Origin of the sequence: Amazonocrinis nigriterrae CENA67 (assembly GCF_016056305.1) — a bacterium.
GTDB lineage: Bacteria > Cyanobacteriota > Cyanobacteriia > Cyanobacteriales > Nostocaceae > Amazonocrinis > Amazonocrinis nigriterrae.
In genome coordinates this window covers 1-21,698 of sequence record NZ_JAECZC010000096.1, presented here as the reverse complement: position 1 = coordinate 21,698, position 21,698 = coordinate 1, and the positions used below count along the sequence as shown (strand labels likewise).

25 protein-coding genes are annotated in these 21,698 nt (G+C 41.1%); 14 read left to right on the top strand and 11 right to left on the bottom strand.

What is annotated here, in order from left to right; all coding sequences use genetic code 11:
- A partial coding sequence (locus tag I8748_RS30390) for a transposase (protein ID WP_198128207.1) occupies positions 1–452 on the top strand: 452 nt, incomplete at its 5' end.
- A 183-nt stretch (positions 453–635) separates the two neighbouring features.
- Here the strand turns inward: I8748_RS30390 and I8748_RS30385 are convergent.
- Positions 636–3,377 (bottom strand): cation-translocating P-type ATPase, encoded by a 2,742-nt coding sequence (locus tag I8748_RS30385; RefSeq protein WP_198128206.1) that lies wholly within the window; start codon positions 3,375–3,377, stop codon positions 636–638.
- A 323-nt stretch (positions 3,378–3,700) separates the two neighbouring features.
- On the opposite strand from I8748_RS30385, the gene I8748_RS30380 reads away from it, so the two are divergent.
- The 3 genes from I8748_RS30380 (at position 3,701) to I8748_RS30370 (ending at position 6,515) form a co-directional block, all read left to right on the top strand.
- Complete coding sequence (locus I8748_RS30380; RefSeq protein ID WP_198128205.1) at positions 3,701–5,731, top strand: FAD-dependent oxidoreductase; 2,031 nt, start codon at positions 3,701–3,703, stop codon at positions 5,729–5,731.
- A gap of 128 nt (positions 5,732–5,859) precedes the next feature.
- Positions 5,860–6,186, top strand: coding sequence for an ATP-dependent Clp protease adapter ClpS (gene clpS, locus I8748_RS30375; RefSeq protein WP_096553944.1), 327 nt, complete (start codon positions 5,860–5,862; stop codon positions 6,184–6,186).
- 5 nt (positions 6,187–6,191) lie between these two features.
- Positions 6,192–6,515: a DUF2103 domain-containing protein gene (locus I8748_RS30370; protein WP_198128204.1), complete on the top strand. Its 324-nt coding sequence runs from the start codon at positions 6,192–6,194 to the stop codon at positions 6,513–6,515.
- 82 nt (positions 6,516–6,597) lie between these two features.
- Here I8748_RS30370 and I8748_RS30365 read toward each other — a convergent pair whose 3' ends face one another.
- Positions 6,598–6,918, bottom strand: coding sequence for a hypothetical protein (locus I8748_RS30365; protein WP_198128203.1), 321 nt, complete (start codon positions 6,916–6,918; stop codon positions 6,598–6,600).
- Positions 6,919–7,116: 198 nt separating this feature from the next.
- Here I8748_RS30365 and I8748_RS30360 point away from each other — a divergent pair, with 198 nt between their 5' ends.
- Positions 7,117–7,263 carry a hypothetical protein gene (locus I8748_RS30360; protein ID WP_198128202.1) on the top strand — a complete coding sequence of 49 codons (147 nt, stop codon included), beginning with the start codon at positions 7,117–7,119 and terminating at the stop codon, positions 7,261–7,263.
- Here the strand turns inward: I8748_RS30360 and I8748_RS30355 are convergent, their stop codons facing one another.
- Both I8748_RS30355 and I8748_RS30350 read right to left on the bottom strand, forming a co-directional pair.
- On the bottom strand, positions 7,264–7,644 hold the full coding sequence (locus I8748_RS30355) for a hypothetical protein (RefSeq protein WP_198128201.1): 381 nt from the start codon (positions 7,642–7,644) through the stop codon (positions 7,264–7,266). It abuts the gene before it with no gap.
- A 71-nt stretch (positions 7,645–7,715) separates the two neighbouring features.
- Positions 7,716–8,441 carry a PDDEXK-like family protein gene (locus tag I8748_RS30350; RefSeq protein ID WP_214662818.1) on the bottom strand — a complete coding sequence of 242 codons (726 nt, stop codon included), beginning with the start codon at positions 8,439–8,441 and terminating at the stop codon, positions 7,716–7,718.
- A 138-nt stretch (positions 8,442–8,579) separates the two neighbouring features.
- On the opposite strand from I8748_RS30350, the gene I8748_RS30345 reads away from it, so the two are divergent.
- Positions 8,580–8,915, top strand: coding sequence for a XisI protein (locus I8748_RS30345; protein ID WP_198128199.1), 336 nt, complete (start codon positions 8,580–8,582; stop codon positions 8,913–8,915).
- Positions 8,916–8,932: 17 nt separating this feature from the next.
- Here I8748_RS30345 and I8748_RS30340 read toward each other — a convergent pair whose 3' ends face one another.
- The 3 genes from I8748_RS30340 to I8748_RS30330 are packed head-to-tail and all read right to left on the bottom strand — an operon-like array spanning position 8,933 to position 9,855.
- Positions 8,933–9,163 carry a hypothetical protein gene (locus I8748_RS30340; protein ID WP_198128198.1) on the bottom strand — a complete coding sequence of 77 codons (231 nt, stop codon included), beginning with the start codon at positions 9,161–9,163 and terminating at the stop codon, positions 8,933–8,935.
- Positions 9,164–9,176: 13 nt separating this feature from the next.
- On the bottom strand, positions 9,177–9,395 hold the full coding sequence (locus tag I8748_RS30335; protein ID WP_225896594.1) for a hypothetical protein: 219 nt from the start codon (positions 9,393–9,395) through the stop codon (positions 9,177–9,179).
- Complete coding sequence (locus tag I8748_RS30330; RefSeq protein WP_096553932.1) at positions 9,370–9,855, bottom strand: molybdenum cofactor biosynthesis protein MoaE; 486 nt, start codon at positions 9,853–9,855, stop codon at positions 9,370–9,372. Before I8748_RS30330 ends, I8748_RS30335 begins: the two co-directional genes overlap by 26 nt.
- A gap of 516 nt (positions 9,856–10,371) precedes the next feature.
- Here I8748_RS30330 and I8748_RS30325 point away from each other — a divergent pair.
- The 6 genes from I8748_RS30325 to I8748_RS30300 all read left to right on the top strand — a co-directional run bounded on the left by I8748_RS30325 (position 10,372) and on the right by I8748_RS30300 (position 17,749).
- Entirely contained in the window at positions 10,372–12,396 is a 2,025-nt protein-coding gene (locus I8748_RS30325; protein ID WP_198128197.1) for a PAS domain S-box protein, read from the top strand.
- 212 nt (positions 12,397–12,608) lie between these two features.
- A complete protein-coding gene (locus I8748_RS30320) occupies positions 12,609–14,669 on the top strand; it encodes a GAF domain-containing protein (protein WP_198128196.1) in 2,061 nt (686 codons plus the stop codon).
- Between the two features lie 127 nt (positions 14,670–14,796).
- Positions 14,797–15,294: a response regulator gene (locus tag I8748_RS30315; protein WP_198128195.1), complete on the top strand. Its 498-nt coding sequence runs from the start codon at positions 14,797–14,799 to the stop codon at positions 15,292–15,294.
- Positions 15,260–17,152: a hybrid sensor histidine kinase/response regulator gene (locus I8748_RS30310; protein ID WP_198128194.1), complete on the top strand. Its 1,893-nt coding sequence runs from the start codon at positions 15,260–15,262 to the stop codon at positions 17,150–17,152. Before I8748_RS30315 ends, I8748_RS30310 begins: the two co-directional genes overlap by 35 nt.
- A 37-nt stretch (positions 17,153–17,189) precedes the next feature.
- Positions 17,190–17,348, top strand: a complete 159-nt coding sequence (locus I8748_RS30305) for a hypothetical protein (protein WP_198128193.1) — start codon at positions 17,190–17,192, stop codon at positions 17,346–17,348.
- A gap of 20 nt (positions 17,349–17,368) precedes the next feature.
- Positions 17,369–17,749 carry a nuclear transport factor 2 family protein gene (locus I8748_RS30300; protein ID WP_198128192.1) on the top strand — a complete coding sequence of 127 codons (381 nt, stop codon included), beginning with the start codon at positions 17,369–17,371 and terminating at the stop codon, positions 17,747–17,749.
- A 69-nt stretch (positions 17,750–17,818) separates the two neighbouring features.
- Here the strand turns inward: I8748_RS30300 and pyrR are convergent, their stop codons facing one another.
- The 3 genes from pyrR to I8748_RS30285 all read right to left on the bottom strand — a co-directional run bounded on the left by pyrR (position 17,819) and on the right by I8748_RS30285 (position 20,137).
- A complete protein-coding gene (gene pyrR, locus I8748_RS30295; protein ID WP_198128191.1) occupies positions 17,819–18,355 on the bottom strand; it encodes a bifunctional pyr operon transcriptional regulator/uracil phosphoribosyltransferase PyrR in 537 nt (178 codons plus the stop codon).
- A gap of 190 nt (positions 18,356–18,545) precedes the next feature.
- The gene (gene cbiB, locus I8748_RS30290; RefSeq protein WP_198128190.1) at positions 18,546–19,517 is read right to left on the bottom strand and encodes an adenosylcobinamide-phosphate synthase CbiB; all 972 of its coding nucleotides are present in this window, start codon (positions 19,515–19,517) and stop codon (positions 18,546–18,548) included.
- Between the two features lie 176 nt (positions 19,518–19,693).
- Positions 19,694–20,137 (bottom strand): Rrf2 family transcriptional regulator, encoded by a 444-nt coding sequence (locus tag I8748_RS30285; RefSeq protein ID WP_198128189.1) that lies wholly within the window; start codon positions 20,135–20,137, stop codon positions 19,694–19,696.
- 189 nt (positions 20,138–20,326) lie between these two features.
- On the opposite strand from I8748_RS30285, the gene I8748_RS34770 reads away from it, so the two are divergent.
- Positions 20,327–20,479: a hypothetical protein gene (locus tag I8748_RS34770; protein WP_214662817.1), complete on the top strand. Its 153-nt coding sequence runs from the start codon at positions 20,327–20,329 to the stop codon at positions 20,477–20,479.
- Positions 20,480–20,632: 153 nt separating this feature from the next.
- The gene (locus tag I8748_RS30280; RefSeq protein WP_198128188.1) at positions 20,633–20,998 is read left to right on the top strand and encodes an AbrB family transcriptional regulator; all 366 of its coding nucleotides are present in this window, start codon (positions 20,633–20,635) and stop codon (positions 20,996–20,998) included.
- Positions 20,999–21,217: 219 nt separating this feature from the next.
- On the opposite strand, the gene I8748_RS30275 is transcribed toward I8748_RS30280, so the two are convergent.
- On the bottom strand, positions 21,218–21,698 hold a 481-nt coding region (locus I8748_RS30275), incomplete at its 5' end, for an ISAs1 family transposase (protein WP_198128187.1).

Sequence of the window (21,698 nt, the reverse complement as noted above, 5' to 3'; positions counted from 1 at the left end):
CAAAAATTGGTGAGCGATTGCATGATTCATGTCCTCGCAATCGAGGACAAAATATATCTTTCATCGGAGCTTTAAGTTTGGATGGGCTGATTGCCACTATGAGTATTTCAGGTAGTGTCAATACCGATGTGTTTGTAACTTATGTGCAACAGATTCTAGCACCACAGTTATGGGCTGGAGCAATTGTTGTCATGGATAATTTATCAGTACATACTGCTGCGGTGATTCGAGACTCAATTGAAGCAGTTGGTGCACGTCTTGTCTTTTTGCCTCCTTACTCACCTGATTTATCTCCAATTGAATTATGCTGGTCAAAACTGAAGCAGTGTTTACGAGCAGCAAAAGTTACAACCCATGAGGCACTAAATCACGTTTTAACTCAGATTGTGAATGAACACATCTCCTCTGATGATGCTTGGGGTTGGTTTGCTCACTGTGGTCTATTCATCTGAAAACTGCTGTAAACTCAATCTTTTTCTAATCAAAGATGGAAATACACTAGCTTTGGGCATAGATTAGTTGACATCCATCTTTTGGATTAGATCCTGATGATATCAAGTCCGGTTAATTACTTACGATATAGTCGCTTTGCCTGGTAATAGGTAATAGGTAATGGGTAAGAAAAATACAGAATGTTAAAAATAGCTGTGGCGCATCAGCCATTTTTTCAGTTCTACACCCCAAAAGACCACAGTACTGAGAATCAAACTAACAGCCAAATCCACTGGTGATAAAGCTACTGTTGTGAAAATATTTTGTAAAACAGGGATGTATATCACAGCTATTTGCAAAGCAAGTGTTAAAGTCACTGCTGCTAACATTGGCTGATTGGATAGCAACCCTATTTGCCAGAGGGAATCTCGCTCTGAGCGAATGGCTAAGGCGTTACCCATCTGAGACAGGGTGATAGTGGTAAACAGAATTGTTTGCCAGCCCGGATTGCTACTACGCCAATACCAGTAACCTGTCCCTAGTGAGACAAAAGACATCAATAATCCTATCCAAATAATATCTCTGCCCATGCCCCGGCCAAAGATATTCTCATGGGGAGGATAGGGTGGACGGCTCATAGTGTTTCGTTCCGCAGGTTCTACACCTAAAGCTAGGGCTGGTAAGCCATCAGTAGTTATATTGATCCAGAGAATTTGCAGTGGTAACAACGGTAACGGCATTCCTAAAAAGGGAGCTAGGAGCATCACCAAAAGCTCACCAATATTGCTACTTAAAAGGTACTTAATAAACTTACGAATATTGTCATAAATGATTCGTCCTTCTTTGACAGCAGCAACGATGGTGGCAAAGTTGTCATCTAGCAATACCATATCGGCAGCTTCTCTAGCGACATCAGTACCACTAATGCCCATTGCTACGCCAATATCAGCTTTTTTTAAGGCAGGTGCATCATTGGCTCCATCACCAGTCATGGCGACGATGTGCCGCCTTTGGAGAAACTGCACAATATTAAACTTATGTTCTGGGGAAATTCTGGCGTAAACTGATACTTCTTCGACCAGATTTGCCAAAGCCTCAAAGGATATGTGGGAGAGGTCATTACTGGTGAGAATGCGATCGCCTGTAGCAATGCCCACCTCTTGAGCAATATAGCGAGCGGTGAGGGGGTGGTCGCCAGTGATCATCACTGGCCGGATACCAGCCTGCTTGCAAAGTAGTACGGCATCCTTAACTTCTGGTCTTGCTGGGTCATTCATCCCCACTAAACCAATAAAGATCAAGTCTTGTTCTATTTCGGCAACATCAGGCGATCGCCACAGCCGAAAGGATAATCCTAGAATTCGTAAACCATTTTGGCTCAGCTGGTGATAAGTGGTCAAAATCTTTTCGCGCCATACCTGATTTAATACTTCCGCTTGTCCGTCCACCCAAACCTGACTGGAAACATCTAGCAAACTATTGACTCTACCTTTGGTAAAAGCAATGTAAGGTGCTGGCTTTTTAGTCTCTCGGTTCCAATACCAAACCGTCTCCAAAGCACAGGAAATTTCAGCTAATGCCGTGGGGAATTGGTGGACTGTAGTCATTCTCTGGCGCTCAAAGCCAAATGGTACTTCTGCCACACGGGGCATAGTCTGTTCTAATTCATTTTTCCACAATCCTTGACGAGCCGCAGCCATCACCAAAGCATTTTCTGTAGGGTCGCCCACAGCACGAAAGTAGCGAGGTTCTTCCCAGTCTGGTTCTAATCTGGCGTTATTGCACAGAGTAGCGCCAGCTAGTAATAAAGCGAGGGCTGGTGGTTGACTGAGCAACAAGGGGCTTGCTTCACTGGGATCTACCACAGGTGATGCCCAACGTACACGAGCCGTAAGATCCAAGCGATGACCCGCTACATCTAGCACAGTCACTATCATCCGGTTCTCGGTGAGAGTACCTGTTTTGCCAGAGCAGATTGTGGTGACAGAGCCTAAAGTCTCTACAGCAGGTAGGTTGCGGATCAGCGCCCGTCGTTTGAGCATCTGCTGCGCCCCCAATGCTAAAGCAATACTCACCACTGCGGGTAATCCTTCTGGTAACGCAGCTACCACCAAGGTAATAGACGTGAGAAACATTAACTTGACATCCTCACCCCGCAGCAATCCCAAAACTAAGATGATTCCTACCAAAACTAAAGAAGCGATCGCTAACCACCGTCCTAGTTGATCTAGGCGCTTTTGTAGCGGGGTTGGCTGTGGTTCTACTGTTTGAATCATGTTAGTAATATGTCCCAACTCAGTCTGCATCCCTGTTTCAGTAACTACCGCCTCACCCCGACCGTAGGTAACTACTGTCTGCATGTAAACCAGATTGTGGCGATCGCCTAGCATTACCTCTGGGTCTGTCAATCTTTGAGTATTTTTATCTATCGGCTCTGCTGCGCCTGTCAAGGCTGCTTCTTGGGTTCGCAAACCAAAGCTGGTGATTAGTCGGCAGTCAGCTGGAACAACATCTTCTGCCTCCAGCAACACAATATCTCCAAGTACTAAATTCCGAGCTGAAATTTCCTGTACACGACCATCACGCCGTACTTTAACATTTGGCATTGCCAGCTTTTTGAGATTGGCGATCGCTTTTTGCGCTCGGTATTCTTGGCTAAAGCCTAAAAAACTAATCATCACAACAATGGCGATAATCCCTAAACCATCTCTGTAATCACCTAAAAAAGCTGAGATTACCGCAGCCACAATCAAAATAATTACCAGTGTTTCTGTGAGTTGCTCCCAGAGGATTTGCCAAGGTTGTTTCAGTCCTGGCTCAATCAATTCATTAAAACCATATTTCTCTAAACGATGATTAGCTTCCACTGTACTCAACCCCCAGGAAGCATCACTACCCAGCCTGTGCAGCACTTCGGCGACATCGAGTTGATACCAATTGCTCATTTTCTCAACACTCCACTCTCTTAAAGCTTCAGTGAAGTAATCAAATATAGTGATATAAAAGCTACAAACAAATTATTAATTTTTTAGCTTTCCAACCAATTAATTTTTTTGAGATAATTTAATATAACTGATCCCCGTTTTGAGAGTTGATTTACCTTAAACCAGGATAAAAAGCATTCCTCCACTCCCAGCTAGAGCAAGATATCTCCACGAATTCATAAAAAAGACATGCTACCGAAACCGTCCAAAAGGCGCTTGTGATGAACATTTGCTCGATGCTACCGTCTACAAGTTGACACAGGAGTAGACAGAGTTCTCAAATCATGAAGCGCAGACACAAAGTTGCTGTTCAGACATCACTCTTTAGTATTAGTTTAATATCTACCTGCATTGCACCATATTCTAATATTGTCGCTGCACCACCAAGAACCCCAGACAAAACTGTGAACTGCGAAATTTTAGTAGTGGGTGGTGGACTATCCGGTGTAGCTACAGCATACGAGGGATTATTAGCAGGAAGAACAGTTTGTCTGTTGGAAATTACTGACTGGCTGGGAGGACAAATTTCTTCTCAAGGGACATCTGCGTTAGATGAACGACCAACACAGCGATCTCTGCAATTCTATTCTCGCGGCTACTTGGAACTACGCGATCGCATTCGGCGTAAGTATGGTGAACTGAATCCAGGTAACTGCTGGGTAAGCGACTCTTGCTTTCTCCCCCACGATGCTCATACCATTTTGACTCAAATGCTCCTAGATGCCGAAAAGCGGGGCAAAGGCAAATTACAATGGTTCCCCAACACAGTCATTAAGGAATTAGAAATTAGTCCTGATGGCAAAATCATTAATGGTGCGATCGCGATTCAACATCAACCTGCAAAAGGCGCACCATCCATCAACACGTTTCCTTTATCTCAAACCATTGAAGATGCCTATACTTATCAAAACTCTTCTCAATTTACTAAAAGCATTATTCACCTAGTTCCTAAAGAAGTTAAAACCAAAGCCCCCAAGTGGTACGTCGTAGACACCAGCGAAACTGGAGAAATTATTGCCCTCGCAGATGTTCCCTACAGATTAGGTATTGATGGGCGTTCCTACCTAGAACCTTCTGCTTCTGGCGCCACAAATGACCCCTATTGCACTCAAGGCTTTACTTATACTTTTGCAATGGAGGCTACCAAGGAACCGCAACCGCAAACAATGCCCCCATTCTATTTACAATACTCCCCATACTTCAGTTATGAACTATCCCGACTGGCAAATTTTGATTTAGTTTTCACCTACCGTCGCATTTGGAGTCCTACCAAAGGGCAACCCGCAAAATTTGGCGGCGTCAGCTTTACGGCTCCCACACCAGGCGACATCTCCATGCAAAACTGGACTTGGGGGAACGACTACCGCCCCGGAACCCCTGCTGATAACTTGATTTACACTCGTCAACAACTGCAAGCCACTGGACAATTAAATCCTGGGGGTTGGATGGGGGGACTGCGGACAGAAAGCCTCCGCAAAGCTGAAGAAAATGCCCTCTCATTTTATTACTGGCTGGTAGCTGGCACCACAGATTCGCAACTGGGGCCTGGTGTGAAACAGCCGCAACCGAATAACCGCTTGTTAACAGGTATCAATTCCCCAATGGGGACAGTGCATGGTTTATCGAAATATCCTTATATGCGAGAAGGACGGCGCATTATTGGACGACCCAGTTGGGGACAACCGGGAGGCTTTGGCATTTGGGAAATTGATATTTCTCGCCGTGATTACAATGATGAGTATTACCGTAAAACTTTACCAGCAGATATGTATCGTCAGTTAAAAGCAGCACTTGCTGGTTTAGAAGCTGTATCGGTAATTGAAGGTAAAATTCCACCAGACCAAGCCATGCGGCGGACTCGTTCCACTATTTTCCCGGACGCTGTAGGTATTGGTCACTACGCCATAGATTTTCATCCTTGCATGGTGCAAAGCCCTCCAGAAACCCCTGGTAACACCGAACATCCAGGTGAAAGGCGCGGCGCGGGACAAGCTTATCCCTTCCAAATTGCCCTGCGGGCGATGATTCCCCAGAAAATCGATAATTTATTGGTAGGAGGTAAAAGTATTGCTACTAGTCACATTGCCGCCGCCGCTTATCGGGTACACTCCTTTGAATGGTCTGCTGGTGCAGCTGCGGGGACTGTTGCAGCTTTTGCCCTCAAAAATGCTGTTGCACCCTATCAACTAGTAGACAATTTACCCCAACCAGAACCACAACTGGAAGCCTTGAAACGTCTGTTAGAGAAAAATGGCAACCCCACAGCCTTCCCCGATACATCAATTTTTAATCAAAACTGGGAAAATTGGAAGTAGTTGGTCAGTTGTCAGTGGTCAGTGGTCAGTAGCAACTAACAACTAACAACTGACAACTAACAACTGACAATAGACTAAACTAATTATTTATAATGTAGTTTTGTAAAATTCTATTGGTTAAGTGTTTTATGGTTACAAGACTTTCAGCAGCTGTTTATGGAATGGGTACAGCACCAACTGTAGCTCCTGAACGGTCTAATCAAGTTACCCGCAAGACTTATCCGAATTATAAAGTCATTGTTCTCAATGATGACTTCAATACTTTCCAACATGTGGCTGAATGTTTGACCAAGTATATTCCAGGCATGACCAGCGATCGCGCTTGGGAGTTGACCAATCAGGTACACTATGAAGGGCAAGCGATCGTTTGGGTAGGCCCCCAAGAACCAGCTGAACTGTATCACCAACAGTTACGTCGTGCTGGCTTGACTATGGCTCCTCTAGAAGCAGCTTAATCATCATGGGCAAACCTAAAGTAGAATCTATCTCATCAGCTGCTCGCAAAGATGGCAGACTAGTCTGGAATCACTCCACACATATTTCTGGCCTCATCCCCATTTTAGAACGTCTCTGTCAACAAGATGGCATTCAAACTGTCACGCCTGGAGTGATTGGACGGGTGAAAGGTCATTCTCCGAAATTACAATTGCGTGTCTCTGTACCGATTCGCGGTGGTTATAAAGTTATTGCCCGACATGGTAAAACAGTACAAGAAGTGTTTATCCTGACCACTTTGGATCAGGATAAATTTACAGATGCGATCGCGATCGCTATGAAAAATTAACTTTGTCATTTGTCATTTGTCACTTGTCCTTTGTGCAAAGCTAATAACAAATGACCACTGACTAATGACTATTGACCATTGACTACTCTTCAACTTGATGTACTGCAAATTTATGTAGTGGCAAACTAAGAATACAAGAAAAAGTTAAAAAATATGATAACGCGGTAGTGATTTTCAAAGTCATCAGTACAGTTTCCCAATCTGGTAAAACTATCTTCTCAATACCAAAGGCAACACAGTAAACGAGCCAGTAAGAAAAGCTCATTCTAAACAGAATTTCCTCTGTTTCTTCGATATTATTTTTTGGCTGTTTGGTGTCCCACAATAATACTAGACCGACAATACAAGCAACGAACGATACAGCAACGACAACCTCATGACACAATAAGTTTACCGAATGCATTTGCGTTTATCCCCATGTTTTTCATATTGTGATTCAGTCTAAAGGAATATTCCTTGGGGTTACACAAAAGAGTTACAAACTGCAATAGAACGCTGCCAATTATGTAAAGAATTGCAACAAAACGATCAATTGGTTAGTGAGGAACTCCCAAAAATAATTGCTTAAAGTTGATGACTGATGACTGATGACTGATGACTGATGACTGTTAAAGGTGAATTACAAAGTTACCTTACCCTTTGGGAACGCAGGAGGGGAAGGGGTGAGGCTGGCGATCGCGTTGTTTTTGGTAAAATTGGGCGATCGCTACCACAATTTACAAAGTCTGTAATGCTTCAGAACAACTGATTAAACAGCAGACATACTATTTTTGGCAATCGGATGAAGTCGATTTGTTAAAGCTTCTAATTCACCGCCAGTAAGCAGTAATTCAATAACTTCACGACCCTGTAAGATAAATCTATCAACTTGCTCTTCAAAGGTTATAGTACCTCGTAAGACTTCAGCTAAAGGTTTCCTTAAATGAAGAGGATGCCAACGATTTGGTTTCGCTACCTCAAATCTTTGATCCTGAAAATCCCATGTACCAGAATTTTGTTTTAATCTTGAGCGCAATTTAGTATATTCTTCAGAATTAAAAAAATCTGCCTCAAATTTTTCTAATTTATTGATATCAAAACCTAGAATAAGAGAAAAATCTGGCCCCAAATAGTAATTTGAAGGTTGCACTTTGTAGGGATAACTATTTAAAACAGTGCCAATGAATATAGCTGGAAACCAACTAGTTGAAACATTTATCCCTAATCGTCCAAACTCCTGTTCATATTTAACTGAATTAGAGGGAATAGGAACATCTTTATGAAATCCAATTCTTTCTGACACCCAACTCCAATCTGCTTCAGCAGCACTAAAGTTATTTTTTTGAGGTTAGACACTAGTGATTGAGCAGGAAAATAAGAAACTATACTTTCATAAGAAACTGGTGCTGCTGGGCCTAAATTTTCCTCAGCCAGCATATCTATAAAATCACGGACTAGACTATCATCTGATTTTGTCTGTAACCAATTTCTCAAAAATTTATATATATCACTCCAAGTCAAAGCTAAGTCAGGTTTTTGTTCATGCTGTCGAGTTAATCCAGTAATCAAAATTAACTTATATCCTTGTGAAAATCTCAAGTTATTTTCTGCATATTTACGATATTTCTCTAATTGACCTGGACTTAAGTATGTCCATATCTTATGTTCAAATATCAAAGCAAATTGTCCAAAATCTGCCAACATATCTATTTGTCCACCAAGGAAGGTATGTTGAGTTTTCCACTCTGGTAGTAGATGAGTTAAAGGAAGAGGTTCTGGTAATTTTTGATTGAGATAATCGACAAAATCACGAGCCAACACCTGTTTATTCCTCAGAAGCCAAGCAAAACCTTCCGTAATAAAATTCTCGATTGGATCAAGTTCTTGGCTTTTGGGATATTTACGCAATGCGCTAAATAAGCTATCTGACAAGCCTGTATCCTCCATAGCTTTAAAGCGTCCAGCATAGCATACAGACTAATGTGCATCCAAGATAAAAATAGAGATATACTAAATAAAAGTTTTATTAGACAAAAAATTAGTGAAATTAGTTATCTTTGAGTCAAAAAATGAGGTGACTTTGCAATGGATAAATTAGAAAAATATCGTCAAATTATTCGAGATGTTTTAGGGCAATATATCAATATCTATTATGCAAATGCAGATATTGAAAATCAAGCTGCTTTTGACTATGAAACAGACCAATATTTAATCGTTTCTTTTGGTTGGGGTAAGCAAGGACGCATTCATGGTTGTCTAATTCATATCAGCATTACTAATGGTAAAGTTTGGGTGCAACGAGACGGAACAGAAGACGGAATCGCCAATGAATTAGTCCAAGCTGGTATTCCGAAAGAGGATATTGTTTTAGGATTTCATGAGCCAGATGTTCGACCATACACAGGATTTGCTGTGGCATAATTTAAGCAAAATTAAATTCAACCACCACCAAATCTTGTCAACAATTCTTCACGGGATAATTCGAGTAACAAACGGCTGTACTCTTGCGGTGGTAACTGTAGCAAAGGCTCAATTATTCGTTCTAATTCTTCATCCAGCGAACCAAACCGGACACGCAACAAGTTTTCTACCACTTGGCGACGTTCATCTTTTTGCCCCTCTTGTAAGGTAGCTTCTCGCCATTCTAAATAAGCTTGGGATAAGTTCATAATCACCTCTTGGTCATCTTCCGTAAGATTTTGCTGGTTTATAACAGTTATCCGCATGATATTCAGTGTATTCTCCATTCTTTAGCTGTTCGGCTGCGATCGCAATATCTCGCTGTAATGTTTCTAACTTCAACTGACGCAGTTCCTCCTCTGCACGCTCAAGTCTATCCATCATTTCCTGACAAGCACTTGCATCATGGAAGGATTTAACAACTTTCTGTTGATTGTTCACAAGCACCAATACTCACCCAGCTGCTAGAACCATCGGCCCAATGTTCTTTTTTCCAAATAGGGGCATTATGTTTGAGGGTGTCAATAGCATACTGACAAGCTTCAAACGCTTCACGCCGATGTGGACAACCAATAGCCACTAAAACGCTGATTTCTCCAACTTGTAAATGCCCAATACGGTGATGAATGACTACCCGTTTCACATCAGGCCAAAAAGAGCGAATATCAGCAGCAATTTGATAAAACACTCGCAATGCCATCGGTTCGTATGCTTGATATTCTAGAGAAACCACAGGTTGCCCATCAGTATTATTGCGAACCATACCACTCATCACCACCACCGCCCCATTCGCTGGGTCGTCGGCTTTAGCATAAATTTCTTCAATAAATAATGGCGCAAAGGTGATGGCAAAGCTATCTTCAGCTTTTGGTTTAATCGCAGAGGTAAGTGTAGTTGTCATTTTAATTCGTAATTCGTAATTCGTAATTCGTAATTGTAGAGACGATTCGCCGAATCGTCTCTACTTTCTGTTCTATTTAATTTTATACAAAGCAGTTAAAATGTATAACTGAACTCTGATAAGCTATTCATCTAGTGTAAGCAATTTGTTATCTAAGATGTAAGTATTAATAATGACGTAAGTTAGGTATAGTGGTAGTAGAATTATTTAAAAAGCGAATTTTCCTGTCATCCTCCCCAAGACATATTACTATAATGAGAATAATCAAACTTAGCTGCTAATACTTTAGATAATTTCGAGCATAACTTGCTCAACGAGTGCAGAAAAAGCTTAGTTAATCAGGAAGCATTTACCACTTAGACTACCAACTAGTAGATGTGTATGGCACTTGCAACCAGACTCATAGCAGACAGCACTTCTGTGCTACGACTCTTAGACCTTCCCTGCTTGATGGATTGAGAAAACAGTGAGCGACACGAGAGCAAGTTGTAATTCAGTAATATTAGGAAAAACTTAATGCAATCTTCAGTGTGTAACCATGAAGCAGCAAGGCTTGAGGCTCTCTATCGGTATAATATTCTTGACACTGCACCGGAACCAGCATTCGATGATCTGGCGTCCTTAGCCGCGCAGATTTGTGACACACCAATAGCTTTAATTAATTTCATTGATGCTAACCGTCAATGGTTCAAAGCTAAAGTGGGGTTGGATATCCAAGAAATGCCCATAGGCATCGGTTTGTGTCGTTTTTGCATCCAACAAAAAGAGACTTTGATTATTCCGGATACCTTGGCTGATGAGCAGTTTGTCACAGAAGTAGTAGTAACCTCAAAACCCTATGTGAGATTTTATGTTGGCGTACCTTTGATCGTACCAGGAGGGGAAGCCATCGGGACTTTGTGTGTAGCAGACACTGAACCACGCCAAATCAGTGAAAAACAGGTGGAAGCACTGCAAGCACTTGCTCGTTTGGTACTTAAACAACTAGAAATCCGCAGGAATTTAGGGGAACTGGCAAGCATCAAAACTCAGTATCAACAGACACAAAAAGCACTACACCAAAGCGAGTCTATCCTCCACAGTTTCTTTAACAGTGCGCCGATGATGATGGGAATCGTGGAACTAGTCGATAATGACATCTTGCATATTACTGATAACCTCGCCACGGCTAAATTTTTTGGACTTACCCCAGAAGCAATGCGAAATCGCTTCGCACGAGAAATGGGTGCGACACACCAGCATGTGACCGAGTGGATTCATTACTTCCGTCAAGCAGAACGTACCCAATCACCTGTGAAGTTTGAATATTCTTACGAGACTTCCCTAGGTAAAATATGGCTGTCTGCAACAGTAACAGCGATCGCCCCTAGCTCCAGTCAGCGATCGCAATTTGCCTACATAGTTGAGGATATCACTCAACGCAGACAAGCAGAACAACAAATCAAAGAACAAGCCGCATTGCTGGATATCACCACAGATGCCATTCTTGTACAAGATTTATCTCACAAGATTTTATTTTGGAATAAAAGCGCCGAAAATCTTTACGGTTGGAATCAAACTGAAGCTATCAATCAAAATGTTAATCAGTTGTTATACAGCGAATCTTTGCCCCAGCACCAAGAAATCTATGACACTGTTTTAAAAAATGGCTCTTGGCAAGGAGAATTACAAAAAATTAGCAAATCTGGTCAAGAAATCACAGTTGTCAGTCGCTGGACATTAATACATGATGAACACTCCCCAACTAAATCAATTTTAGTTGTGGACACAGATATTACCCAGAAAAAACAACTCCAAAAGCAATTTTTACGGGCGCAACGACTTGAAAGTATTGGTACTCTTGCTAGTGGCATTGCTCATGATTTAAATAATGTCTTGTCACCAATTCTTATGTCAGTGCAACTGCTCAAAAATAAATGCAACGATGGCAGTACTCAGCAAATACTATCAATCATAGAAAGCAATGCCAAACGTGGTACTAACTTAGTCAAACAAGTGCTAACCTTTGTGCGGGGAGTTGAAAGTAATGTCACTGGACAAGGCACTGCACCTTTTGGCAACTTGATTCAGGTCAAGCATTTGATTTTAGAAATACAGCAAACTGTCCAACAAACATTTCCTAAATCAATTGCGATCGCTACAGAAATTCAGCCAGACTTGTCACCTGTGCGTGCTGATAGTACTCAACTGTATCAGGTACTCATGAATTTATGTCTGAATGCTCGTGATGCTATGCCAGAAGGTGGAAAACTCACAATCACTGCCGAGAATATTTTCATTGATAAAAACTATGCCATGATGCACCTTGATGCCAAAGTGGGTAGTTACATAATTCTCACCATAACTGATACAGGATTAGGCATCGAGAGTGAATTATTAGATAGAATTTTTGAACCATTTTTCACTACCAAACAATTGAGTAATGGTACAGGGTTGGGTCTATCAACAGTCCTAGGAATTGTCAAAGCTCATGGTGGTTTTATCACCGTATCAAGTAGAGTAGGCAAAGGCACAACATTTCAAGTATATCTACCAGCCTAGAATACAGACCTAATAAGCGATCGCTAAAGCATCTCTGCACACAACCTTTTTACCCAAACCTTTTACAGTACAGCAACTATTGAGAGTTTTGCATACAATTCTTCATAAATAGTCAGTTGTTAGTTGTCAGCTATCAGCCATCACTCAAAAACCATTTACACTATGAACAAATGACAAATGACTCTTGACAAATGACTCTTGACTCTTAACTAATGACTAACCAAGATTCTGCCCTGGTTCTAGTTGTAGACGACGACGATTTGACGCGGATGCATCTGTGCTTTCTCATGCAACAAGCAGGATATCAGGTCGTAGAGGCGAGTAACGGTTATGAGGCACTTAATACCTACACTCGCGTACACCCAGATATAGTATTGCTGGATGCTCTCATGCCCGTCATGGATGGGTTTACCTGTTGTGCTAAATTGCAAGCACTCTCTGATGGTGAAAGTATACCCGTGTTAATGATTACGGCTCTTTACGATCAAGCATCTGTAGAAGAAGCTTTTGCTGTGGGTGCATCTGATTTTATTACCAAACCAATTCATTGGCCAGTATTGTCTCAAAGAGTACGCCGACTTTTGACAGCTAATCGCACAATGCAGAAATTGCGACAGCAAACTGAGCAAGCGCAACTGCAAGAAGCACAATTGAGGATGGCATTAGAAGCAGCCCACATGGGTATCTGGAATCGGGATCTCCAAACCAACAAAATTACTTACTCAGATAACCTAGAAGCGCTTTACGGCGTCGAAAAGGGCACTTTCGATGGCACTTATGAAGCTTTCATCAACTGCATTCATCTGCAAGAACGCAATTTCGTTAACTGTGTGATTCAGCAGGCAATTCAGGAAGGAACAGACTATGATATTGAATTTCGAGTCGTTTTACCCACTGGTAGTATTCGCTGGCTAGCCAGCAAAGGAGTAATGTTTCACGACGCTTCTGGGGTGGCTGTGCGAATATCTGGTGTAGACATGGATATTACCAAGCGTAAGCAAGCACACGCAGAATTACAACGCCAAAACAAGCGATCGCAATTATTCGCTGATATCACTCTCAAAATTCGCCAGTCTTTACAAATCGATGAAATTCTCCAAACTAGTGTCAAAGAGGTGCAAAAGCTATTACACGCAGACCGCGTATTTATCTGGCGGCTGAAATCTGATGGCTCTTTCATAGTAGTGGAAGAGGCAGTAGTAGATGGTGTAGCCGCCGTTTCGGGGCAAGAAATTACCGACCCTTGCTTTGGGGAAGATTACATCCAGCAATACCGACAAGGGCGAATTAGCTCCATCCCTGATATAGAACAAGCTGATATCCCACCTTGCTACGTTCAACTATTGCAACGATTTCATGTCAGAGCCACCCTGGTTGTGCCGATTTTTTTGCAAAATCAACTTTGGGGCTTGCTAATTGCCCATCAGTGTGTATATCCCCGCAAGTGGACAAACTGGGAAATTCAAATGTTACGACAACTAGCAGATCAAATAGGCATTGCTTTAGCTCAGAGTGCAATTTTAGAGAAAGAAACTCGTCAACGGCAAGAACTCGCCCGTTCTAATGAACAACTACAACAATTTGCCTTTATCGCTTCCCACGATTTACAAGAACCATTACGTAAAATTAAGACCTTTGGCGAACGGCTCAAAACTACCTGTAGCGACTCCATCAACGAACAAGGACATGATTATCTCGAACGAATGCAAAATGCAGCTTTGAGGATGCAGTCTTTAATTGAAGATTTGTTAACACTTTCACGAGTCACCACTAGGGCACAGCCTTTTGTCTGTGTAAATTTGGCAGAGACTGCACAAGAAGTATTGTCTGATTTAGAAGTGCGTATTCAGCAAAGCAAAGGACGTGTGGAAGTGGGTGATTTACCAACCATTAAAGCCGACCCTGTACAGATGCGGCAATTGTTACAAAATCTCATTGGCAATGCCCTCAAATTCCACCGCCAAGAAGTACCGCCGATTGTCAAAATTTATGGTCAATTTTTCAACAATCAATCAGATCAAGTTTCTGTCAATTCGGAAATGTGTGAAATCGTTGTAGAAGATAATGGTATTGGTTTTGAGGAAAAGTATATTGATCGCATCTTCAATATTTTTCAGCGTTTGCATGGTCGGCAGGAATACGAAGGTACAGGCATAGGCTTAGCTATCTGTAGAAAAATTGCTGAACGTCATCATGGTAGTATTACTGCACAAAGTAAACCACAGCAAGGGGCAAAATTTATTGTCAGGTTGGCAGTTAATTCCCATAACTAATTTTCTTCCTTGAGAGGGATTACTAGAAGACCCCAAAATAAGGTTTATTGTACAACTATGCTAGGTAATTTTTGGTGGTTTAAGACTGAATTGATGTGAACAACCAGTATCAAGGAGACAATTCAGAGTGAAGGGTAGGCAAACAACCGTCACCATCTTAATGGCTGATGATGATGACGAAGACGGTATGTTAGTTCGTGAAGCATTGGCAGAAAGTCAATTGCCCATTGAACTGTATATTGTCAGGAATGGTGAAGAATTGCTGGATTATCTGTATAATCGAGGTCAATATACTGACATCAAGATTGCTCCTCGTCCGGGTTTAATTTTATTAGATTTGAATATGCCTAAAAAACACGGTTTGGAGGTGTTAAAAGATATTAAAACTGACCCGTACCTGCGGCGGATTCCCGTCGTGGTCTTGACAACCTCAGGTGCAGAAGAAGATATTTATCATACATATGATTTAGGCGCGAATTCCTTTATCATCAAGCCAGTAACCTTCACCTCATTAGTTGAGGTAATCACAGCTATAGGCAAATATTGGTTTGAAATTGTAGAACTGCCGGTAGATGCAGTAGGAGTTAGAAATGAACTACAACCGAATCAGAGTTCTTCTAGTTGATGATGATGAAGACGATTATGTATTAACTAGTCACTGGTTCGGCGAGTTTCAGGTAGCTAACTGCGAGTTGTCATGGGTTGATAATTATGCAGCAGCAAAAGTAGCGATCGCACTGCACAACCATGATATATATCTCGTAGACTACCGTTTAGGAATATACAACGGATTGGAGCTATTACGTGAGGCGATCGCACAGGGATGTTCTGCCCCCATAATTTTATTAACTGGTCAAGGAGATAGAGAAATTGACCTGGAGGCTATGAAAGCGGGAGCCGCAGATTATTTAGAAAAAAGTCAATTAACTGCGCCTTTGCTAGAGCGTTCTATTCGTTACGCCATTGAACGCAAACAAACAGAACAAAAAATTCGTGAACAAGCTGCTTTACTCGATGTTGCCACTGATGCAATTTTTGTGCGTGATTTCGACGACCAAATTTTATTTTGGAACAAAGCTGCTGAGCGTCTTTATGGGTGTAAACAAGAGGAAGCAAGTGGCAAAAAGACGCAAGAATTGTGGCAGGAAAATAATTTGTCACACTTACAAGAAGCACTCCAAATTTTGATGAAAAATGGCTCGTGGCAAGGAGAGTTACATCAAAAAACAAAATCTGGCAAAGAAATCATTGTAGAAAGCCGCTGGACATTAGTACAAGAGTTCGGTAACAAACCACAATGTATCCTGGTAGTTAACACAGATATTACGCAAAAAAAACAACTAGAAGCGCAATTTCTGCGCGCTCAGCGATTAGAAAGTATTGGTACTCTAGCAAGCGGAATTGCCCACGACCTCAATAATGTTCTTGCTCCCATTCTCATGACAGCCCAACTTTTAGAAACACAAATACCTGATGAGCGATCGCGGCGACTACTGCCAATGTTAATTACCAATGCTAAACGTGGGGCTAATTTAGTCAAGCAAGTACTGTCATTTACTCGTGGAGTTGAAGGAGAGCGGACTCTTTTACAATTAAAGCACTTAATCATAGAAATCCAACAGATTATCAAAGAAACTTTTCCCAAATCAATAGAAGTTTCTAGCAAAATTTCCTCTAATCTGGGGACAGTATTTGGTGATGCTACCCAATTACATCAGGTGTTAATGAATCTCTGTGTCAATGCTAGAGATGCCATGCCCAATGGCGGAAAATTAAAAATATCAGCCGAAAATTTATTGATTGATAAAAATTATGCCAAAATGAATCTTGACGCTCAAGTTGGCCCCTATGTTGTCATTAATGTTAGTGATACTGGAATTGGTATTCGTCCAGAAATATTAGATAGAATATTTGAGCCTTTTTTTACTACCAAAGAACTTGGTAAAGGTACTGGGCTTGGTCTTTCCACAGTACTTGGTATTGTTAAAAGCCACGGCGGTTTCATCAACGTATACAGTGAAGAGGGAAGAGGCAGCGAATTTAAAATTTATTTACCAGCACAAGAGGCAACAGAAACTATAGAAGAAACTGAACAAGAATTACCTCAAGGCAACGGTGAATTAATTTTAGTTGTAGATGACGAAGCTGCAATTCTAGATATTACTAAAACATCATTAGAAAATCATAATTACAAAGCAATTACAGCCAGTGACGGTATTGAAGCAATAGCCTTGTACGCAGAACATCGTGATGAAATATCTTTAGTTTTGACAGATATGGTGATGCCATCTATGGATGGTATCACCACCATTAGAACATTACGAAAAATTAACCCTGATGTCAAAATTATTGCCGTCAGTGGACTCGCTACCAACGATAAAGTTAATGCCGCTTATGATGTAGGTATCAAAGCCTTTTTATCCAAACCTTACACAACCAATCAGTTATTACAAACTATTAATACAGTTACAAACAGAAATTAGTGTTAATTTTATAGCCATAGTCACATAGGTTAGAGTAATGTTCATTGCTCAAAGCCTTGAAAAGACTGGCTTTTTACTCAGCAAGATCGCACGATCGCACTTTGCTATAATTCGTGAGCGAGTTGCCGACAGAAGCGCCTGCGAAGGATGGCAAACTCACGTTAACCAACAGTCATTAGCCAAGAATCATCAGTAAAATCATTAGATAATAAAACTATGACATCCGAAGTTTTAGCTGCTAACACAGCTTTCTATCGAGCTTTTGAAAAAAAAGACATCGAGGCAATGAGTGCTGTATGGTCACAAGGAACTGGTAGTTGTTGTATTCATCCTGGACGTAATGTACTGCGGGGTTGGAAGGATATTCGCATTTCTTGGGAACAGATATTTAAAAGCACCGCTTACATAGAAATTAACAATGAGATAATTGCTACAGAAGTGAACGACAATATTGCTTATGTAGTCTTGAGAGAAAATGTTTTACAAGTTATTAATGGTAGAAGGTTAGAAGCACAATCAATAGCTACGAATGTATTTCAACTACTAGGTGGCAAGTGGTATCTAGTTCATCATCATGGTAGTCCCATTATGAGGTGAGTCAGTTGTCAGTTGTCAGTTGTCAGTTGCTATTTCTCCCTCATCTCCCTCATCCCCCCTACAAGCAACTTAATCGCCAATTAACTCCACCGCATCTCGTCCATCCCAGTCTTGTAAGTAAACTTTGACAACCTCTTCTTTAGCGGTAGGTAATAGCTTACCGATGAAATCTGGGTGAATTGGTAACTCTCGATGACCTCTATCTACCAACACTGCTAAACGAATCACTTCTGGTCTACCATATTCTGTTACGGCATTTAAAGCAGCACGGATCGTCCGTCCTTTGAAAATTACATCATCGACTAATACAACCGTTTTGCCTGTGAGGTCAAAAGGAATGTCTGTTTTGGCGGGAGTCCGTAACCCAATTTGGTCGAGATCATCCCGATAGAATGTAATGTCCAATGCTCCCACCGCTACGGTGACACCTTCGAGTATCTCAATTTGACGAGCCAACAGTTCGGCTAATAATACCCCTCTAGTATAAATACCGAGAAATACTAGTTGGGATAAATCACGTGTTCTTTCGACAATCTGAGAAGCAAGACGATTCACGGTACGACGGAGGTCTTCTGATGAGAGAATTTCAACTACTTTGGTAGCCACAGATCGATACCCCTGAGTAAAAAATCACAATAGGAAAATGTAGCATTAGGCACTAGTAAATAGACTCTTGAGCAGGGGAGATGGGGGAGCAGGGGAGATGAGGGAGAAATCATTCCCAATTGCTAATTCCCAATTCCCAATTCCCAATTCCCAATTCCCAATTCCCAATCCCCAATTCCTATATTTATCATTACTTGTTTGGGAGTATTAAGAATATAGCGATCGCTAACCCTAACCACAACAAAAAACAATATCGAGTCAGTTGCAAAGCTGTTTGAATGTGGGTTGGGTTGATGGGATAAATAGCATCTCCTAACAAGGGTTTTTGTTTGGCTACCCCACGATACCAATTGATACCCCCCATCTGCACACCTAAAATCGCAGCATAAGCACATTCACTCCAACCAGAGTTGGGACTAGGATCAAGCACTGCATCTCGTCTACAAATGCGCCAGACATGCCAAGGCATACCAGATAACAGCGCCAAAGTCAAGACTGTTAAGCGACAAGGTATCCAAGTCAAACAATCTTCTAACCTGGCACTAAACCAACCCAAATAAGTGTAAGGTGCTTCCCGATAACCCACCATTGAATCAAGGGTACTGCTAGCTTTATATGCTAAAGCAATAGGAGTTGCACCCACACCTAGTACAAAGCTACCAATAATTGCATAAAAAAGTGGAGCCATCACCCCATCGGTAGCATTTTCTGTAACTGTTTCTAAAACAGCTCGCAAAATTTCTGGTTCTGTGAGGTTTTGTGTATCTCGACCAACGTAATTACTTAAAACTTTACGAGCCTCCTCCAGATTTCCTAATTTTAAAGGTTGTAAAACAGCTTCAGCTGCTGCTCGCAAACTTCTAAGCGCGAAACAACTAGCTAAAAGAATGCTGTCTATGGCAATTCCCAACAGCGGATGTACCCATTTGGCAATTTGAATTATTAACCAGCCAACGCAGGCGCTACCAATTATTAAGATAATCCCTAGTAAAATTCCGGCTAGCCGTTGTGTTAGGGAATTATGACAAAATTGCCGAGAAAATTTTGTCACGGTAGAAATTACCCGACCCATAAATTGCACTGGATGAGGCCAACCCCAAGGATCACCAATTAAATAATCTAAAAGTGCAGCGATGATTAAAATGTAGATGTTGTTAGTCATTAGTCAATGGTCAATGCTCAAAAGTCAAGAGTCAATGGTTAATAATTTAGTAGCCAAAAACTTTTCAACTGTGAGCTTTTTACTTTGGACTCATAACTTTTGAACGGCAGTTGCTACCCTGCGGGTTCCGCGTTAGCGGTACAAGTCTGGTGACCGAACGCACTGCCTCCTCTTGACTAAACAACAAAACTAGCTTCTTCTCCAAGGGACGCTTGCCAGCTACGAGCATCGTAATAGAGATCAGCCAAAGTAATACTATATAAAGCTTCTTTGAGCTTTTGATTCAGCCTTTGCCAAAGAGTGAATGTCACCCAATCTTCAGCTTGTGCTGGTGTAGGGGTGTGGTGGTGTAGGTGAGTCATGTTTTCACCAACTGCCTCTAAAATTTGTCCTATGGAGATTTGTGCAGGCTCTGTTGCCAGTTGGTATCCGCCGATGCTGCCGCGAATTGATGTTACTAAGCCAGCGCGACGCATTTCTATGAGCAATTTTTCTAGGTAAGGAGCTGGGATATCTTGGCGAAGCGCGATCGCTTTCACAGATGCAGGGCCATAACCTGGCTGTAAGCTCAAATCTAACAACGCCTTTACACTATAGTGTCCTTTGGTAGTTAGTTTCATTCTGACTATCTTTGTTGTTCTGTCAAGAGTCAATGGTAAATAGTTCAATACCCAAGAACTTTTCAACTGTGAACTTTTGACTTTGGACTCTTGACTTTTGGACTATAGACTTTTGACAGTTGACTATTGACTAAGGTTCAGTTTTGCTTATAATTTTGTACTCTACTTATCCAGCTAACCCCAAAAACTATGAAAGATGAAACCGACAGCAGTCTTCACTTCATCCTTCACAGTTCAGCCTTGAGTTTTAGCATTAGTTTAGAAATCTTAAACAAATATAGTTTAACAGTAATTCACCAACTATATATAGTTATCGGGATTCTCGAAAATAGATTGTTTTAAAAATATTGTAAGTCGTGCAACAATTTCGCCTATGAGTGTAATATACTTGGCTAGGTTGAGATAAAAACTAAAGGATTCTATTCCTCCTAGCTCAACGTCAGCTAAAATAAAATCGATTCAACTACTTCAACCATTCATTTTCGACCTAAGTTGATGCCTAAACAAAAAAAAATTGAACCCCTAGTCGGTGAAGATCTGCTCAGAAAAGTCAAAGAGCTAGAGAACCTTAGCAAAGAAGAAAAAGCTAAACAGTGTGGCTACTATACCGTTACCAAAAATGGTATAGAGCGCGTCAATATGATGAAATTCTTAAATGCCCTGATTGATGCCGAAGGTATTCAGTTGGACAGTGCGCCCAATGCTAATGGGCGTGGCGGACGCAGTGCCAGCTATAGAATTAGTGTGCAATCGAACGGCAACTTATTGATAGGTTCAGCTTATACAAAACAGATGAATCTCAAACCAGGAGATGAGTTTCTGATCCAGGGCAAACGCATCTTATTTACTAACAAAAACTAAGCAAGATTACAAAATGACATAGATAATTGTAAAAATTGATGAAACGATAAGCAAAGTAAATCAAACTTGTTCTGAAATATCAATGAGTTCATCTTCATCTGAATGAACAATTCATTAATCAGAAAACAATTTAATTAGGAGGTACATAAAAGTATATTTACCTAGAAAATTGATAAATTCTTCATGTGAAATATTCGACTTAAGTTTTGATGTACTATTTTAAGCTAACGCTAAAATATTTAGTAAATAGTTGTTATCCATCGCCGCGAGGAACTGTTTATTTTTAATTCCTCGTTTTACACGCTTCTCTTTACCTAAAAGATTGACCGCAATCTGCCTTATAATTGCAAAATTTTGTGGAGCGTTATCTTTCCTAATGCGGGACTCATCTTCTTTAAAAGCAACATCCAATATCCAATGCAATGAATTCTCAATTCCCCAATGACTACGAATAGCATTAGCAAACTGTTCAATATTTTCTTCAAGGCTACTAATAAAATAACGAGTCTCAACTGTTGTCTCATCATTTAACGAGCGGACGGACTCTACCATTCCAACACTGCTAAACTTTGACCAAACTGAATCTGAATCAAGTTGTGATCCAATTCTAGTTAACATTATATAATTGCGGATTTCATGACGACCATGCCCTGTTTCTTCTGTTTTATATGTACTGTGTTCTATTCCTTCAAACCTCGTG